Below are 17306 nucleotides of genomic sequence, written 5' to 3'. Positions count from 1 at the left end.
TGGAAAAAGGGAATTTTGATTATCCCTTTTTCCAAAGTCTCCGATAAATTTTATATATTCGTTGTTCCATGTGCTCCCAACTATAGTAATCTTCCATAACCTTTCGACCAGCCATACTCCAGGATCGTAACGTTTGTCTCTGTTGATCAATCATACGTAAACTTTCAGCATAATCGCGAGCTGAAGCTTGCTCCTTATCTATGACTGTCCCGCATTGATGGGCATCTATGAAGCGCTTCATATCATCACATTGATTCACAATGACTGGAATACCATTATTCAAATAACTGAAGAACTTGTTCGGCATCGCATACCTTCGATTTAGCGATGTTTTTACATTTAGATCAATCCAACCGATATCTACTTCTTGCAAAGCTTTGGGAAGGGATGAATAGTCCATCCAACCTGTAATTTCGACTTTAGACTTTAAACGCTCTGGAATCGAAAGCGCTTCTGTTGTCGTTGTTGTCCCTCCAATAATTTTTAATCGTGTATCAAATGCTTCATTACACAGCTCTAAAATCTTTAATAATTTTTTCCAGTTTCCTTTATCACGAGTTACTGTTCCGACATAACCGAGGGTCAACCATGGATGCTTATAAGTTTTCGCAGTAAATGGATGAAGAAGGGGCGGAGAGTTATAAATCACTTCGACAGGCACTTTCGAAGCCATCACTTTGTATTTGCTTTGAATTGATTCAGAAACCGTTATAATTGCATCGGATTCTCTAAACATTTGCTCTAACATCCGTTGTTGTCGTTGAAAGACAGATCGACCGATGGGTTCTAATGGATCAGGAACGAGCTCATGACTATCATAGATAATTTTTGTCTGCTTCCCTTTCTTGGCAAGCTTTCGCTTCACTCCGATTGCAGCATAAAGCGAAAAGAATTCATGAGCATGATAGAAGTCACATTCTTGGTTTACTCCAAGTTGCGTAAGAGGATCCGTAAATCGCTCCGCTCCTTTTTGCTGAAGATTATAGGCCAATAATTTGACGTTATTTTCTACGTTGATAGGGGGATCATAGCTAATAACCTTTATGCCATCATATGTGAATGAAGGTGCTTGAAAGCGATAAGTGAATGGCGTTCCATCAATATCAAACAGCTGACCATTACGACGAGGGACGATCATCGTAACCTCATATCCATGTTTACGAAGACTTTTCGCTTCTTTATGAAAAATACGCGCATCCAGAAATGGATGCTCAGAAACTAACATGCAAACTGTTTTTCTCATACTTTTCCTCCACCTGATTTCATCAGTTATTTTTTATGGTCAAGTAAGAGTAGCAAAATCACAAATTCTTCATATGTTTGTATTGAATGATGGAAGAATCAAATTGCGCACTCCTAAGGAGGAAATTGGATGAAAATCCTAACCGTAATCGGGGCTAGACCACAGTTTATAAAAGCGTGCATGTTATCGCGATGGTTGAAAAAAGATCATGAAATGAAAGAGGTCATCGTTCATACCGGGCAACATTATGATTCGAATATGTCCGATGTTTTCTTCTCGCAATTACACTTGGCAAAACCGGATTATCAACTTTCCATTGGCTCCTCCCCTCATGGTGAACAAACGGGAAAAATGCTCATCGAGCTTGAGAAAGTAATGATGAGAGAGAAACCAGAGCTCGTTCTTGTATATGGAGATACGAATTCCACCATTGCTGGAGGCCTGGCCGCTTCGAAACTTGATATTCCCATCGCTCACGTGGAAGCCGGTTTACGAAGTTTCAATCGGACAATGCCTGAAGAAATTAATCGGATCGTCACCGATCACCTATCATCTCTTCTCTTCTGTCCGTCCCAAACAGCTGTTGAACACTTGTATGACGAAGGAATCAAAGAAAATGTTTATATTACAGGAGACATTATGTATGACGCTGTTTTAGATTTTAAAGAAAGCGCACTTGAACATTCGAATCTCCTCTCACAATTACCACTGACAGCGAATAACTATTATCTCGCTACAATTCATCGTGGTGAAAACACGGATGATCCGAAACGACTTTCGGTAATTATTGACGGATTAAAACAACTCGACCACCCTGTCCTCTTCCCTTTACATCCGCGTACGAAAAAACAATTAAATAAGTGGAACATTACCGATACAAATCAAGTGAACAATATTATGTTCATCGAACCGATCAGTTACTTTGATATGCTTACCGTAGCAAGCCAGGCAAAGTACATTTTGACTGATTCCGGAGGATTACAAAAAGAAGCTTATATGTTAAAAGTTCCGTGTTTAACATTGCGCACCGAAACAGAATGGACGGAAACCATTGATAGTGGGTGGAACCAATTAGTTGATTTATCAACATCGAAAACCATCGTAGATGCTGTTTTAAAAACAAAAAAACCAAAGGGTTATCCATCATTATTTGGAAACGGAGACGCATCAGACCTTATGTATCAGCAGATTAAGTCATGGTTGAAGTAAGGACTTTATTTGGTTAGTTTTACAGATGCTAAGCCTCCAATAAAGATAAAACAGATGGACGGAGAAAAAGAACCCCCATTAACTGATCTATATGGGGGAGTTACTTCCGGAATTGGCGGCATTTATGGAAACAATGGCGTAAACGATTTCCTCTCAACACCTGTGATAAATTTGACGTATAACGAATCATATACTCTGGAACGCATCGAACGAAGTCTGCTTGTACGGCTCGATGCTTATGAATTACGATCTATAAAGGGGAAGGCTTTCTTATTCGATATAAAAAATTTTTGGTTTATTCAGCAATGAATCATATACACGGAGCAGGCGATCCTCCATCTTCTCCCAGTTATAGAGTTCTTCCATCACTCTTCTAGCATTCGCACGCATTTTTTGTAATACATCACGGTTTTCGTGCAAATATAAAATCGCTTGGGCATAATCCTTTCCTGTAGCTTTCGTTTTATTGAGCACAATACCGCAATGGTGAGTGCGAATAAACTGCTCCATATCATGACATTTGTTCACAATGACCGGAATACCGTTATTCAGATAGCTGAAGAATTTATTCGGTAAGGCATATGAGCGATTTAAAGAATGATTTAAATCATCAAAATCAATCCAACCAATATCCACATCTACCATCTGTTTAGAGATATCATGAAAATCTACCCAGCCACTCAACGTAATATTCTGTCTCAGAGAATTAGGAATCGGTAGTGTATGACCGTGCAAAACCCCTCCAATAATTTTAAACTTGAAATTTTCAATGGTCCTCTTACTCTCCTTAGTTATATCGAAAATTTTATCGCTACTGCCTTTTTTTTGCTTAGAAACATGCCCCTCATAGCCAACAGTGAGTGCATTTGCTTTCGGAGGTTTTCGTTTATACGATCGATTTAACGGCGGGGAATTATATATAATTTCTATGGGTAACGTAGGTTTTTTCGTAATATACCAAGCTTTAATCGAAGGAGAAACCGTAATCATCTGATCAATTTCTTCTAACATATCATCTAACAGCTTGCCCATTTCCACAAACTTTGGATTCTGATCAAAGGGGTCTGGAATAAGGTCGTGACTATCAAAGATTAATTTCGTTTTCTTCCCTTGGTTCGCAAGCGCCCGTTTAATCCCAATCCCAAAGAACAATGACGTGATCTCATGGGCGTGATAAACATCTGCATCCTCAGCAAGTCCCAGTTTGGTAACCGGGTTATTAAAAATCATTTCTGATGATCGGACTTTCGACTGCATATAGCTAACAGTGGGCTTAAACTGCTCATAATGATACGTAACAATCTTAACTCCTTCATGGACAAAACGTCTTTGGAGAAATTGATGATTAAACGGTTTCTTGTTTACACTGAATAGTTTCCCCTTCATTCTCGGAACGATCATCGTGACATCATAGCCATTTTGCTGCAAAGACTTCGCTTCTTTTTGAAAGATCCTTGAGTCAAGAAAAGAATGTGTATGAACAAGCATACATACCTTTTTCTTCCTGGTCATTGTCCTCTCTCCTTCTTTAATACGGTTCATTTTCCAAGCCATTGTAAAGGGGTATTTGCGGCCATTGCTTCACATAGTTTTTCCATTTATTCATATAGGTTAGGAGGCGTTCATCTCCGGTAATCTCATAGAATTCTTGCAAACGGTTGATGTGGATAAAGTGATACACGTTGTGCCACTTAGAACCAAAACGTTTAAAAGTTGTAGCTTGACCGACATCTTCAAGTCCTTCCCAATCCATTTTAACGACGATATCGTTCAATCCTTTCTTAATCTTCACGGTCTTTAGCAGATGTTGTGTGTTCTTCCTCATCTTCGGCGTAGGTGAGTAGACGGGTGTAACAATAAAAAGCTCCATCGTTGTGTTTCTCGGACTCCTCAGTTTCAGATGCAATTCATTTTCTTTCGGCAACGAATATCGGCTAAGCAATGTTTTTAAAAGGAGATTGTGATTCTTCGTAAATATTTTGTCCCCGATGACAGCCGTGCTCTTGTCTACAATAATATGGTCATAATTCGTATATCCCGGAGCCATGGAGAATGTATACGACCCTTCATCAGGGACATGTAATTTCACTTGCTGCAATTCAATGTCTGTTTTTGCAAATCTCGCTTTAATGGTCGCCATTCCATTCAATGTATAGCGAGAGTTGGCCAAATGGGGGGAGTCATAAAGGGGCAATAACTCAATAATCGTGTTTAAATTAGCCCGCCAGAATTGGTTAGCATCAGGATCCTTAAACGTTTCTGCATATTTTTTTACTGATGAGAGTGCCGTAAACCAACCATTCAACACATACCCATTAGGTGCCATCGGATACTCCTGGATACTGGGTCCTTTCGAAGAATGATGGTAAACCCCTCCTTCAGCTACTGGTACCTTCAAACTTTGGTATACTTGCCTTGCCGCTTGTTTGTATTTAGGATCGTTCGTTACTTCGTACATTTCAGCGAATACTGCTGTATAATAAGCTTGCGTTAGTGCTGAATAATAGTCTTTACTATGAGAGTTAAAAGGGGAGTTTTCTTTATACCAAAATACTAATGTCTGTTTAAATGGCTTCATACGGTTAATCGCTGCATCCGCTACCATAACTGCAGCTTTATAAAACTTCTCCTCATTCGTTCGCTTATACTGAAATAAATAATCCCGTATAACATAAATTCCATAAATCGGATGGGGTACTACTTCCCCATTCAATTTTTTACCTGGATAACCATCTTCCAAAAATTTGATTCGATATCGATGTTTACTTACCTTAACCAAACGTGGCGTAAAATCTGGCATATCAATACTCACTCAGCCTCGTTCCCTTCCTTTAAAACTTTTGCCGGAACACCGGTTACAATGACGCCATTCTCTGTATCCTTCGTCACTACCGCCCCAGCTCCAACAATTGTTTTTTCCCCAATCGTGACGTCTGGAAGGAGCGACGCATTATTACCTATTTTCGCTTCGGTTCGAATATGAGGACCTTTCATTGAATAATTTTTCGCCCCCATATACTTATCATTAGACATCGAAACGCATGGACCGATAAAAACGCGGTCTTCAATGGTCGTATCACCAGTAACATAAACCAATGTTTGTATTGTACAGCGATCTCCGATCGTCGTGTTTAGCTCAACAAGCGCTGCCCGGCCAATGACAGTCTCTTTACCAATCCTAACGTTTTCACGGATGCTTGCATGATCACCAATAAAGTTATAGCTTTCTAGAGTCGTACCAGAATATATTGACACTAAGTGCCCAATTTTTGTCCCATTCCCGATACGGAGCGGAGCCCTATCCGTTCCCGTTTTACGCATGCGCTGATTGCCTCCAGGAATAATACCTAGTACACAATTTGCGCCAATTTCTACTTCATTGCCAATTTCAGTTCCCGAATATATGACGGTGTTATCTCCAATCGTGACATTGTCTCCCATCCTTACATCAGCATGGATCACAACATTTTTACCTACCTGTAAATTTTTCGGTTGATTCGACACCTTCTCATCTCCTTACTTCCGAAATCGTCTGTAAATCTCGTATGAGTTGTTTTGCCCTTACGGCAGTTGAATGATGCTTTCGAACAAAGTTGTACCCTTGCTCGCTAATGTGGCGTCGTACCTCCTCATTTTTCAAGTAATATTCTGCTTGTTCCTTGAAATTATCTTCGTTCACTGCGATAAAATGCACACCAGGAATGAAGCCAAGATCTTCTAACTCAGGAAAAGTTGGAGCAAGCAGCAGAGTTTTACATGCCAAAACTTCAAAATATTTCTTCACAGGATAGTGTAGGATCGAAGGTGAAGTGAAGAAGATCTTTGCCCGATTAATCTCTTGAACATATTTTCGTCCGATAAAAAAACGTTCTTGCTCACTTTCTTTGTAATTTCGATAACCCGGATGAGGATGATAAACAAAACGATGATCATCGGCAAAGGTTTCCAGTATTTTTCGCCTTAGTGGATAATAATCATTCACTGCACCCATCATGAGGAAATCAATGGTCTTTTCCATTTGCTCCTCTCGGAAAACACTCGTTTCCACATAATGTGGAAACCATCTCATATTCGCTACATATTCTGGATATATATCAGAAAAAGGGTCACGGACCACCGAGAACAGATGTTGGATCTGATTTTTTTCGATGTAGCTTTTTCTTAGTTTTGAAAAGCGATGTACATCGTTGACACCCATCGCTACTGGAATATTCGTATTCGCTAGGCCCTTTACAAGCGGCTCCATCCGACTGCCGATATCGTTCACAATGAATATCGCTGACGGCTCTGTATCTATTTTTCTTAGAATCGATGAAATGTGTTCAGGGCTGCGCCAAATCGTCAGCTCACAATGATTCGCTAATTCTTGTTCCAAATATGAATAATTTAGATCAATAAATGAGCGAGTATCCTTTGCAAGATAAAGAAGCTTCACATTAACCCCCCTTCTCCTCCCCTGTTTCATCCTATGTAAGTGGTAACCTGAAAGACTAGATTGAAATGGAAATTCTTAGCCTATTGTATGTAATTAGACCTCGCTGATAATTGATTTAATTCCGTTTCTCATGAAAAAGTGGAGAAAGCTAGGAAGCTTCCTCCACCCACCTATCCAATTATACAATTCCAAAAATCAGGTCGATGCTTTCCTTTCATGATCCTTCCTTTGTCATAAGATTAATTTAACGATGAATGGATCTATACCTCAATTTGTTTAATGATTTTTGCAGGATTTCCACCCACCACAACATGATCTGGGATATCTTTTGTTACGACGGCTCCAGAAGCGATTACGGCATTATTACCTATATTTACTCCAGGGATTATAAAGGCTCTACCTCCAACCCAGACATTGTGACCGATATTGACTGGAATTCAAAATTTGCGTAAAAATCCTCACCAACATGTATGTTATAACCATAATCACACTGAAATGTTGGTTCTATGTATAAATTCCCCCCCCCCCCCCCGTTGAACCGAACAGTCTTTTAAACGTTCAATTTCCTTGGCAGAAAAGAAAGTATAAATCAACTTTCTTTTCTGCATAAGTGCAACTAAGGCTTTCGCCAAAAAGCTTGGCGAAAAGCCAAGTTTTCTAATTATCATCTGTTTCAATTGTTTTGATAATCTAATCTCGTTCGTCTTCGAGCGTTTAATCTATCCTTAAGTAATTCTGCATCATCTGGCTAATACATTTCACCATTCAACATTTTCTCTTTTTCCGTTTTCATCTTTCGATTCTCCTTAACTCTATTGAAAATGAACATCCTAAAAAAACGAGCAAAGGGGCCTGCCCTCGCTCGTTTTAATCCCCTATCCTTAACAATGTCTCATATAAATCGGCCTTTGCCTCAAAGCCAATGCCCGGGACTTCCGGGAGTCTTACATATCCGTTTTCAACGGCATAATCATCGGCAAACCCACCAAATGGTTTGAATACACCCGGGTAAGATTCGTTGCCAGCTAGTCCTAAACCTGCAGCAATGTTAAGCGAAAGTTGGTGTCCACCATGTGGAATGCAGTTTCGAGGTGACCACCCGTTTTCTTGTAACATCTCGAGAATTTTCATATATTCCACGAGTCCATAGCTAAGAGCGCAGTCAAATTGCAGGTAGTCTCGTTTTGGATTCATGCCACCGTATCGAATCAGGTTTCTCGCATCCTGAAATGAAAAGAGATTCTCCCCTGTCGCCGTTGGGTGCGGGTATTGCCTGGACAATTCTGCTTGCAGCTCATAGTCAAGAGGATTGCCAGCTTCTTCATACCAAAACAAGCCATAATCTTTTATATTCTCACCGAAAGTAAGTGCTTCATCCAATGTAAAGCGGCCATTTGCGTCAACCATCAATCGATCCCCGGCTGGTAAGACCCCAAGCACAGCTTCGATTCGTTTTAAGTCTTCTGTGAGCGATGCTCCACCAACTTTCATTTTCACATGGGTATATCCTTGATCCAAATAGCCTTTCATCTCATCTTGCAATGCAGAAAGACCTTTGCCTGGATGGTAATAGCCGCCCGCTGCGTAAACAAAAACTTTATCATCCACTGTGCCATTCCCATATTGTTCTGCCAAAACACGATACAAAGGTTTTTCCTCAATTTTTGCTAACGCGTCCCAAACAGCCATATCAAGGGTACCAACGGCAACCGTTCGTTCTCCATGACCGCCTGGCTTTTCATTTTTCATAAGTACATCGAAAATTTTCTCAGGATCCAAATTGGTTGCCTTATCGTTCATGATTTCCTCCGGCCGGGCTTCCAATAACCTTGGAATAAAACGCTCCCTCAAGAGTCCCGTCGGTGCGTAACGTCCATTTGAATTAAATCCATAACCCACTACCGGCTTTCCATCTTTTATTACATCCGTCGTTATCGCCACAATCGAGGCAGTCATCTTGCTGAAATCAATGTAAGAATTACGGATATTACTACTAATCGGCACAGGTTTTTCTTCTATTTTTGTAATCCTCATGCTGTTCACCTCTTTACAATCATCGTAACACATAAAGATGATGTTGCGAATTGTACAAATACTTCTATACGGTGCTGTGAAAAAGTGTTACGATGAAAACATTCTTAATCACATCAAGAGGTGAATAAAATGTTAGAAAAAGAAAAATTACCACTCGAAGACGTTCGCGTCCTGGAGCTAGGTACATTGTTAGCAGGACCGTTTTCCGGACGGTTATTTGCCGATTTTGGCGCTGAAGTAATTAAAATTGAACCTCCGGATAAACCAGATCCCATGCGCAAATGGGGGAAAAGCAAAGACGGCATCGGTCTTTGGTGGCCAGTTCAATCCCGCAATAAAAAATCCATTACTTTGAATTTACGCACAGAAAAAGGTCAGGAACTTTTCAAAGACCTCGTACGTGAAGCTGATATCGTTATCGAAAATTTCCGTCCTGGAACGATGGAAAAGTGGGGACTTTCCTATGCAGAACTATCCGCAGAAAACCCTCGTCTCATCATGATGCGAACATCAGGCTTTGGACAAACCGGTCCTTACAAAGAACGTGCCGGCTTTGGAAGCATCGGTGAGGCAATGGGCGGGTTACGTCACGTCACCGGCTTTCCCGATCGCGAGCCAACAAGAGCGGGGATTTCTATTGGCGATACCTTGGCTGCTCTTTTTGCTACGATTGGCTGTTTAACGGCCTTGCACGAACGTAAATCATCCGGTCGCGGACAAGTCATTGATACAGCCATCTACGAATCAGTTTTTTCTGTCATGGAAAGTCTGGTACCCGATTACCTGCTCGCTGATTACATCCGTGAACGAACGGGCAATATTTTACCCGGGGTCGCACCTTCTAATATATACCGAACGGCTGATGACACATATATTGTGATTGGTGCTAATGCTGATGCGGTATTTCGCCGCCTTTGCGAAGCAATGGGAGAACCAGAACTCGCCGAGCACCCAGATTACGCTACCCACGAAGCCCGCGGCAAAAACCAAAAAGTCCTTGATGTACGGATTGAAGAATGGACAAGCTCCCTCAACGCCAATGTTGCGCTCCAACGATTAGAAAAACACGGCGTCCCGTCAGGAATGATTTATACAGTGAAAGATATTGTTGAGGACCGCCATTATCAAGAAAGAGACATGATCATCCCTATTGAACACCCTGAGCTGGGAGAATTTCCAATGCCTGGGGTGGTACCCAAATTAAGCCGAACCCCTGGTCAAATCAAACAACCTGGCGCTAGCATCCTCGGTGAACATAACAAAGATGTATACGAAAAATTGCTCGGTCTCAGCGAGAATTATTTGACTGAATTGAATGAAGACAATGTTATTTAGGAGGTGAGGTTTTAATGAAAGAACCGATCAAAAAACCATGGATCTGGATCATATTAGTCCTACTCGGCCTCTTTAATGCCCCATGGTATTTACCGGAGGGAAGCATCGAGCCCTTTATTTTCGGCATTCCTTATTGGGCGTTGATCACTATTATTTTAACACTTTTCCTTTCGGCCTATTTAAGCTGGCTCTGCCTAACGCAATGGAACATTGTTGAGGATGAGGAGGAAGCGGAAAAAGACCAGAAAGGAGATTAAGCATGGAAGATCTACGTTTTGCAGGGCTCGATGCCATCATTATTTTATCCACATATGCTGTACTCATGATTGTCATTGGCTGGCTTGCCGGCCGGGGTAAGAAAATAGGGAAAAGTGTCAGCGATTACTATCTTGCAGGGCGCAACCTTGGACTCATCACTCTATTCTTTACCCTCTATGCTACCCAGTATAGCGGGAATACTATCGTCGGTTATGCACCACAAGCCTATCGAGAAGGTTTTTCATGGATGCAATCTGTTCCTTTTTTCACTTTAATCATTGGCGTCTATTTATTATTCGCTCCAAGATTGTATGTAATCGCAAAAAAAGCGAATTTTGTTACACCTACCGATTGGATCAGCTACCGTTTTCAGTCCAAACGTGTAACGATACTCGCCATTATCCTTATGCTTTGGGGACTTGCCAACTACTTATTAGAGCAATTGGTTGCCGTCGGTCACGCCGTTTCCGGTTTAACCGGAGGTACAATTCCTTACGGTGTAGCCGTTATTGCTTTTATTATCGTTATGCTGACATATGAATGGCTCGGAGGAATGAAAGCTGTTGCGGTCACCGACGCCTTACAAGGGATTATCTTATTACTAGGAATTATCATCATGCTGATTGGAGCCCTAACTCTTTCCGGAGGCGGCATTGCTAACATAACGGAAAATATTGCAGCCACCGCACCCGAGCGAATTGGGGTTCCCGACATGATTACGAACGTTAACTGGATCAGTATGCTGGTTTTGACCGCGTTCGGGGCTGCTGTTTATCCCCACGCTGTACAAAGGATCTATTCAGCGAAAAGTGAACGAACGCTCAAGCATTCATTGGCACGCATGGCCTGGATGCCACCGATTACATCAGGACTCGTCTTTATTGTCGGAATCATTTGCATTCAGTTATACCCGGGACTGGATGTTCCCGCCTCTGAAGAACTCGTAGGGATATTGGCCAATGACATCGCCGGTCTTAACACCTTCTTCTATTGGGCCATGGTGATCTTCTTTGGAGGCATCGTCGGCGCAATCATCTCCACAGCTGACTCTGTTTTGCTTAGTTTCTCTTCGATGATTTCCAATGATGTTTACGGAAAATACATCAATCCATCGGCATCTGAAGAACGAAAAATCAAAATAGGAAAATTCGCTGGCATTCTACTTATCGGGCTTTTACTTTGGGTTGCCTGGAATCCACCAGGCACATTAGTACAAATTTTTGTCTTGAAATTTGAAATACTTGTTCAGGTAGCACCAGCCTTTGTCCTAGGTCTTTATTGGAAGCGTCTTTCGTCAAGAGCATTATTTTGGGGTATGTTATCTGGAGCAACACTCGCTGGAGGAATGACCCTCACAGGATATGCAACCGTATTCGGCATCCACGGCGGGATCTATGGACTTGCCCTTAACTTTATCATTTGTGTTGTCGGTTCATACTTCATGCCTATGGGCACCGATCAAAAAAATCAAGTGGAAGAAATGACAGCGATGAAAAATCAAAATGTTTCTACGGCTACAGATTAGAAGACAAGGGGGTTACGGAGGAGGATCTCTCTGTTTCATCGAATTCCCGGCTAAGGAACCGAATTAAATCCTACTGCCCACCGAACCCCCGTAGATTTGGTTTAAGGATGTTGTGCTTTAACCTTATGGATCTACGCCGCGTCTCCAATCACGTGCATTTCGCCGAATTCCTTAGCCGTAGTGCCGAATAATCGTGCCGTGTACTGAATCCTCAGGTGATTGCGCCGAAATGCGGATCCTCCCGCTGAAAAGGAGTAAAGATGCACCGATTGAAGGAGCTGCCCTTTTGGGACAGCCCCTCATTCCCTGCTATTCAAGGTTCGTATGTCGCTTGCCCATATCTTCATAAGATCCCTCACCTATATGAACGATCACGGCATCGAGCAAGATGTGCACACTTTGGTCAAATTGATTGCCCAGAGGCTGAATCGTTTCGGGCTCATGGGGTTTACGGTATTTCGTAGCAGCGGGGAGGACAAACAAATGGTTGCTGATTTCCCCTACAGGTGCGTCTCTATTCGTTGTAACAATTGCCACACTAGCGTCTTTTTCACGAGTTTTTTCCACAAAATCATATGCCGACGCCGATGAACCAGAGCCAGAAATCAACACAAGTAAGTCGCCACTATCAATGCTTGGCGTGATCGTTTCCCCTGTAACGTAAACGTTATAGCCCGCGTGCATTAACCGCATTGCGAATGCTTTTCCCATTAAGCCTGAACGTCCGTCGCCACTAACGAATATCCGATTCGCCTCCGTTAATGCTATAGCGAATGCTTTCATTTCTTCTTCTGAAACACCATCTAATACCGCCTGCACTTCATCCATGCACATCTGAGCTGTCTCTTTGAATGAACTCACGTTTCCTTCACCATCCTTTGAAATCGAGCAGCCATTTTTCCAGGCGCCTTGGAACCTGTAATCGCACTCCCAATGATCACGGTTTCCGGTTGGTGCTTTACCACACCTGGTAATGTTTTTTCATTTATGCCCCCGGCCACCGCTACGTGTAATTGCGGTGTTTCCCGTAATAAATCGAAGGCGCTTCTCTCCATCTGCCCTTTCTTTTGCATATCTTTTCCAAAATGAAGCGAAACAAGTTCCGCGCCAAGAGCCTCTACATGCTTAACATCCGCTTTCTTGATTACTCCTAATAAATCGATCATCACCCGTTTCCCGTACTTCTCGGCAACCGCCAATGCATCAGTAATCGTCTGATCCGCCGCAAAAGCCATTACCGTCGTGATATCCGCTCCTCCTTTAAGCGCTTGTTCCGTCTCATGCTTTCCAGCATCACACGTTTTCATATCGGCAACAATCACTTTATGCGGATAACGGGCTTTCATTTCTGAGACGATCTGCACGCCATATTCCTTAATCACTCCCGTGCCGATCTCGATCCAGTCGATATAATCGACTGCTTCAGCTGTGACTTCAAAAGCTTTTTCCTCTGTCAAACGATCCAATGCGAGCTGAATTTTCATTTCTTTTCACTTCCCTTAACGTTCAACTTCTGATCTTTCACCCAATTGTACGAGCACATCTTCCAAATGGGGTAACCCTTCGTTATCCCCACGTACGCTCACCACCATTGAGCCGACAAGCGTGGCAAAATGAGCAATTCTTTCCAACGGCCATTCACGAAGCAGACCGTATATAAACGCTGCATCAAAGCCATCGCCGGCACCGACGGTGTCAACGACTTCCTTAGCCGGAACAGCTTCGGCTTCAATAATTTCACTGTCTTGGGCCACGACGGCACCTTTGCCGCCTTTCTTGATCGCAATCGATGATATACCATACGATTCAGCCACTTTCACGATCTCTTTTTCGTCACCCACACCGAACAACAACTCCGCTTCATCCTCGCCAGTGAGTAAAATATCGATATCCGGTAAAAAAGAAAGAAGGACTTCTCGTGCCCGCTCGCTACTCCACATCTTTAGACGAATATTCGGATCAAGGCTGATCCTTAAGCCTTCTTTCTTGGCCAAGGCAATGGCCCGACGGACAATCGCAATATTTTTTTCTTCAATTGAAGGGAAAACACCGGTGACATGCAATATACGTGCCCCAGCGAACATCTCCGGATTTAGGTCTTCCGGCCGTAACGTAGACATGGGAGAATTCGCCCGGTAGTAAAAAGTCCGGCCTTGGCCGCCGTCCATCACTTCTTTAAAATTTACCGAAGTGGAATAGCCTTCAACCATTTCCACATTAGAAACATCAACGCCTTCACCGCGCATAAAATGCAAGATATGCCGACCAAACTCATCTTTTCCGAGCCGGCTAATCCAACCCGTCCGTAACCCAAGCCGGGCTGAACCAACTGCAAAATTCAACTCCGCTCCACCAACCTTTCGCTCAAATTCATGCACAAAACGAAGGGGACCGCTCGATTTCGGATCCATTGTAACCATCCCATCGCCTATCGTAATGACATCCAACATTTAAACCCCACCTCTCTTCTTATTCTAAAAATCCTGGCAACCATAGCGTGATCTCAGGAACATAAGCAACAATCAAAATTGCGATAACGATCACAATCACAAATGGCAGCAAAGCAACTATGGAACGCATCACCGACAATTCCGCAATCTTACTCGCTAAAAGCATACTAAGGCCGTAAGGCGGCGTGATTAATCCAACAGCCAAGCACATGACAACGACAATTCCAAAGTGGATAGGGTCTATCCCGAATGCTTCCGCTGCTGGTAAAACAATCGGCACAAACAATATAATAGCTGGAATTGTATCCAAGATCATGCCAACAAAAAGAAACAGCACAATTACCGCTAATATAAACATCCACTCATATGGAAAAGACGCTTCGAAAAAGACCGAGACCTGCTCTGGTAAACGAAAATAACTAAATAAACGTCCAAGAGCGCTTGCAGTTGCCAACGCAAATAACGTCAAGGAACTTAATTTAATCGTGTCATAGATCACTTCCGGCAAGTCTCTGAATCTGAGCGTTTTATACGCAAACACTGCTAAAATAGTAGCATAGATACAGGCAAGAATTGCCGCTTCCGTCGGGGTAACATATCCGCCGATAATTCCTACTAATATAATCACCGGGGTCAAAAGTGGCGGAATGGACTTCAAAAACTGACGACCCACCTCTTTCGCTTGCACACGCTCGTGACGAGGATAAGCGTGGCGATGGGAGATGTAGCCAACAAACGCCATCATTGAGGCACCCATCAATAACCCAGGAAGAATTCCTCCTACGAACATTTGTCCAACCGAAACATTCGTGACGCTTCCATAAACGATCATCGGGATACTCGGTGGAATCAACATCCCCATCGTGGATGATGCCGCTGTAACCCCCACAGACGTTTCTTTACTATAACTTTCCTTAATCATACTTGGGATCAGGACTTTCCCAACTCCAGCGGTATCCGCTGTTGCCGCACCAGATATTCCTCCAAAAAACATCGAAACGACAATATTGGCTTGCGCCAAACCACCGCGAATATGTCCAACCATAGCTACTGCAAGGGAAATAAGGCGATCCGAGATCTGACCCGAGTTCATAATATTAGCAGCTAAAATAAATAGAGGAACAGCAAGCAAAACGAACGACTCTAATCCTGAAAACATACCTTCCACGATGACTTGTAATGGAACGTCCCCAAGCATGAAGAAACCGGCATAGGCAACAATCCCAATGACAAAGGCAATTGGTACACCTAGGAGGAGTAGTCCGAGAAAGAGCAATACTAAAATAAGACCTGTCATTGACGACTCCCTCCTTTATACATTTGAACATCTTCCATGATGTTCCCAGCAGCAAATACAATAATCGCTACTCCTGAAACGGGAAGTGCCATCCAAACAAATCCTTGTTGCAATTGAGGAAGCGTATTCACGGTCCATGTCCAAAACTGTGCGGTGAGTGCTGTCCCATGGAAAACCATGACCAACCCAAAACCGAGAACCAACACATGGGAAACGATTTGAACCATTAACAACCGAAACCCTTGCAGACGCTCGAATAAAAAATCAATGCTAAAGTGTTCCCGCAAGCGAACCATTACAGCCCCTCCAAGGAAAATCGTCCAAATAAATGCATACGTCGCAACTTCAGCTGCCCATAGAAACGAAATGCCAGGAACGTACCGCGATACCACTTGTAAAATAATACAAAATACAAATACAAGGAAAAAAAGAGCAGCCACTCGTAAAAACACATATTCAACACCATTCATAAACACTTTCATCAACGTCAGGCCACCTTCCTTCATTCTTCATCGCGGATATCCGCTATTTTTTCATACAATTCTTCAACACCTAGTTCTTCTGCAGCCCGTTCACGTACTTCTTCTGTTTCTTCAATAAATGGTACGATATCAACATCATGGATCTCTGCTCCCTCTTCGATCAAAAGCTCTTTGGATTCTTCCGCCATTTCCATATCCGTCTCTCTAGCCATTTCCGTCGCTTCTTCTACCGCCTCCCAAAAAATCGCTTCTTGTTCATCATCGAGCTGTTCGAATACCCGATCACTCGTTAAAAACATCCGGGTTGTAAAATCATGCTCCGTTAACGTAATATGCGGGGCAATTTCGTGGTGACTCGCCTGATAAATATTAGTAAGATCATTTTCCGAAGCATCTACCACACGATTTTGCAAGCCTTGATACATCTCATCCCAAGCCACACTCGTTGGCAATGCCCCTAACGATTCCCAAGCATCCTGAACCGCTGGAGAGTCCTGAGCACGAATCGATACATTCCGTAAATCTTCAGGTTCTTCAATCGGCTCAAAACCGTAATAGTGACGAACCCCGGCACTCCAGTAATCCAGAACTCTTAAATTGGAATCATCCTCTACCCGCTCACGCGTCTCTTCACCAACTTCCCCATCCATCGCTTGCTCCCAATGCTCTTCACTCGTAAAAAGATAAGGAAGAGAAAAGAGGTCTACCTCTTCAACGGCCTGCGTCATGAAGCCCGGAGATACCACGGTCATATCAACCGCACCTGTTTCCAAACTTCGAACGAGTTCATCCTCATTGCCCCCAAGCGCGCCATCTGTATGAATTTCCGCTGTCATTTCTCCATTGCTCTTCTCTTCCAATACGTCTTGAAACTTTTCAAATCCAGCAGCAAAGGGACTATTCGCATCCAACTGCGTTGCCATAATCAAATGTATGGAGTTGTCTCCATCAGCTTCTTCAGCAGCGTTACAAGCGGTTAACAATCCTACCACCGAAAGCAATACCAAGAACCGAAAGTCTTTTTTAATCATTGCTCTT

The 17306-nt window shown here is 42.8% G+C and carries 16 protein-coding genes and 1 pseudogene; 4 read left to right on the top strand and 13 right to left on the bottom strand.

Annotation, left to right across the window (positions count from 1 at the left end; genetic code table 11):
• Nucleotides 1-19: 19 nt before the first annotated feature.
• A complete protein-coding gene (locus HNR44_RS09710; protein ID WP_184403933.1) occupies nt 20-1243 on the bottom strand; it encodes a glycosyltransferase in 1224 nt (407 codons plus the stop codon).
• Between the two features lie 129 nt (nt 1244-1372).
• Between HNR44_RS09710 and wecB the strand changes: the two genes are divergently transcribed.
• Complete coding sequence (gene wecB / locus HNR44_RS09705; RefSeq protein WP_184403932.1) at nt 1373-2452, top strand: non-hydrolyzing UDP-N-acetylglucosamine 2-epimerase; 1080 nt, start codon at nt 1373-1375, stop codon at nt 2450-2452.
• 270 nt (nt 2453-2722) lie between these two features.
• Here the strand turns inward: wecB and HNR44_RS09700 are convergent, their stop codons facing one another.
• From HNR44_RS09700 to HNR44_RS09675, 6 genes and pseudogenes are all read right to left on the bottom strand, one after another.
• Entirely contained in the window at nt 2723-3964 is a 1242-nt protein-coding gene (locus HNR44_RS09700) for a glycosyltransferase (protein WP_184403931.1), read from the bottom strand.
• A 16-nt stretch (nt 3965-3980) separates the two neighbouring features.
• A complete protein-coding gene (locus tag HNR44_RS09695) occupies nt 3981-5264 on the bottom strand; it encodes a D-glucuronyl C5-epimerase family protein (RefSeq protein WP_184403930.1) in 1284 nt (427 codons plus the stop codon).
• The gene (locus HNR44_RS09690) at nt 5261-5956 is read right to left on the bottom strand and encodes an acyltransferase (RefSeq protein ID WP_343069452.1); all 696 of its coding nucleotides are present in this window, start codon (nt 5954-5956) and stop codon (nt 5261-5263) included. The genes HNR44_RS09695 and HNR44_RS09690 overlap by 4 nt, the downstream gene beginning before the upstream one ends.
• A 4-nt stretch (nt 5957-5960) precedes the next feature.
• Nucleotides 5961-6887 carry a glycosyltransferase gene (locus HNR44_RS09685; RefSeq protein WP_343069450.1) on the bottom strand — a complete coding sequence of 309 codons (927 nt, stop codon included), beginning with the start codon at nt 6885-6887 and terminating at the stop codon, nt 5961-5963.
• A gap of 275 nt (nt 6888-7162) precedes the next feature.
• Nucleotides 7163-7312 (bottom strand): annotated as a pseudogene (locus HNR44_RS18075) (DapH/DapD/GlmU-related protein); the annotation flags it as partial.
• A gap of 442 nt (nt 7313-7754) precedes the next feature.
• Nucleotides 7755-8921 carry a mandelate racemase/muconate lactonizing enzyme family protein gene (locus HNR44_RS09675; protein ID WP_184403928.1) on the bottom strand — a complete coding sequence of 389 codons (1167 nt, stop codon included), beginning with the start codon at nt 8919-8921 and terminating at the stop codon, nt 7755-7757.
• A 129-nt stretch (nt 8922-9050) separates the two neighbouring features.
• On the opposite strand from HNR44_RS09675, the gene HNR44_RS09670 reads away from it, so the two are divergent.
• Genes HNR44_RS09670 through HNR44_RS09660 form a run of 3 tightly spaced genes read left to right on the top strand, consistent with a single transcriptional unit; the run spans nt 9051 to nt 12039 of the window.
• Complete coding sequence (locus HNR44_RS09670) at nt 9051-10256, top strand: CaiB/BaiF CoA transferase family protein (protein WP_184403927.1); 1206 nt, start codon at nt 9051-9053, stop codon at nt 10254-10256.
• A gap of 14 nt (nt 10257-10270) precedes the next feature.
• Nucleotides 10271-10513 (top strand): hypothetical protein, encoded by a 243-nt coding sequence (locus HNR44_RS09665; RefSeq protein ID WP_184403926.1) that lies wholly within the window; start codon nt 10271-10273, stop codon nt 10511-10513.
• 2 nt (nt 10514-10515) lie between these two features.
• Complete coding sequence (locus tag HNR44_RS09660) at nt 10516-12039, top strand: sodium:solute symporter family protein (protein WP_184403925.1); 1524 nt, start codon at nt 10516-10518, stop codon at nt 12037-12039.
• Between the two features lie 309 nt (nt 12040-12348).
• Here HNR44_RS09660 and hxlB read toward each other — a convergent pair whose 3' ends face one another.
• Genes hxlB through HNR44_RS09630 form a run of 6 tightly spaced genes read right to left on the bottom strand, consistent with a single transcriptional unit; the run spans nt 12349 to nt 17299 of the window.
• Nucleotides 12349-12900 carry a 6-phospho-3-hexuloisomerase gene (gene hxlB / locus HNR44_RS09655; RefSeq protein WP_343069449.1) on the bottom strand — a complete coding sequence of 184 codons (552 nt, stop codon included), beginning with the start codon at nt 12898-12900 and terminating at the stop codon, nt 12349-12351.
• Nucleotides 12897-13523, bottom strand: coding sequence for a 3-hexulose-6-phosphate synthase (gene hxlA / locus HNR44_RS09650; protein WP_184403924.1), 627 nt, complete (start codon nt 13521-13523; stop codon nt 12897-12899). Before hxlA ends, hxlB begins: the two co-directional genes overlap by 4 nt.
• A gap of 15 nt (nt 13524-13538) precedes the next feature.
• Entirely contained in the window at nt 13539-14489 is a 951-nt protein-coding gene (locus tag HNR44_RS09645; RefSeq protein ID WP_184403923.1) for a sugar kinase, read from the bottom strand.
• 19 nt (nt 14490-14508) lie between these two features.
• Nucleotides 14509-15786 (bottom strand): TRAP transporter large permease, encoded by a 1278-nt coding sequence (locus HNR44_RS09640; RefSeq protein WP_184403922.1) that lies wholly within the window; start codon nt 15784-15786, stop codon nt 14509-14511.
• Complete coding sequence (locus tag HNR44_RS09635) at nt 15783-16268, bottom strand: TRAP transporter small permease (protein ID WP_246407298.1); 486 nt, start codon at nt 16266-16268, stop codon at nt 15783-15785. The genes HNR44_RS09640 and HNR44_RS09635 overlap by 4 nt, the downstream gene beginning before the upstream one ends.
• Nucleotides 16269-16288: 20 nt before the next feature.
• Nucleotides 16289-17299: a TRAP transporter substrate-binding protein gene (locus tag HNR44_RS09630; protein ID WP_184403920.1), complete on the bottom strand. Its 1011-nt coding sequence runs from the start codon at nt 17297-17299 to the stop codon at nt 16289-16291.
• Nucleotides 17300-17306 lie beyond the last annotated feature (7 nt).

It is taken from the genome of Geomicrobium halophilum (genome assembly GCF_014207655.1).
GTDB lineage: Bacteria > Bacillota > Bacilli > Bacillales > Marinococcaceae > Geomicrobium > Geomicrobium halophilum.
This window is presented reverse-complemented; position numbering and strand designations above follow the sequence as displayed.

Bases quoted from the DNA above. Each gene is read 5' to 3' on its own strand.
- HNR44_RS09710 (WP_184403933.1), bottom strand. From the start codon at position 1,243: ATGAGAAAAACAGTTTGCATGTTAGTTTCTGAGCATCCATTTCTGGAT.
- wecB (WP_184403932.1), top strand. From the start codon at position 1,373: ATGAAAATCCTAACCGTAATCGGGGCTAGACCACAGTTTATAAAAGCG.
- HNR44_RS09700 (WP_184403931.1), bottom strand. From the start codon at position 3,964: ATGACCAGGAAGAAAAAGGTATGTATGCTTGTTCATACACATTCTTTT.
- HNR44_RS09675 (WP_184403928.1), bottom strand. From the start codon at position 8,921: ATGAGGATTACAAAAATAGAAGAAAAACCTGTGCCGATTAGTAGTAAT.
- HNR44_RS09670 (WP_184403927.1), top strand. From the start codon at position 9,051: ATGTTAGAAAAAGAAAAATTACCACTCGAAGACGTTCGCGTCCTGGAG.
- HNR44_RS09665 (WP_184403926.1), top strand. From the start codon at position 10,271: ATGAAAGAACCGATCAAAAAACCATGGATCTGGATCATATTAGTCCTA.
- HNR44_RS09660 (WP_184403925.1), top strand. From the start codon at position 10,516: ATGGAAGATCTACGTTTTGCAGGGCTCGATGCCATCATTATTTTATCC.
- hxlA (WP_184403924.1), bottom strand. From the start codon at position 13,523: ATGAAAATTCAGCTCGCATTGGATCGTTTGACAGAGGAAAAAGCTTTT.
- HNR44_RS09645 (WP_184403923.1), bottom strand. From the start codon at position 14,489: ATGTTGGATGTCATTACGATAGGCGATGGGATGGTTACAATGGATCCG.
- HNR44_RS09640 (WP_184403922.1), bottom strand. From the start codon at position 15,786: ATGACAGGTCTTATTTTAGTATTGCTCTTTCTCGGACTACTCCTCCTA.
- HNR44_RS09635 (WP_246407298.1), bottom strand. From the start codon at position 16,268: ATGAAAGTGTTTATGAATGGTGTTGAATATGTGTTTTTACGAGTGGCT.
- HNR44_RS09630 (WP_184403920.1), bottom strand. From the start codon at position 17,299: ATGATTAAAAAAGACTTTCGGTTCTTGGTATTGCTTTCGGTGGTAGGA.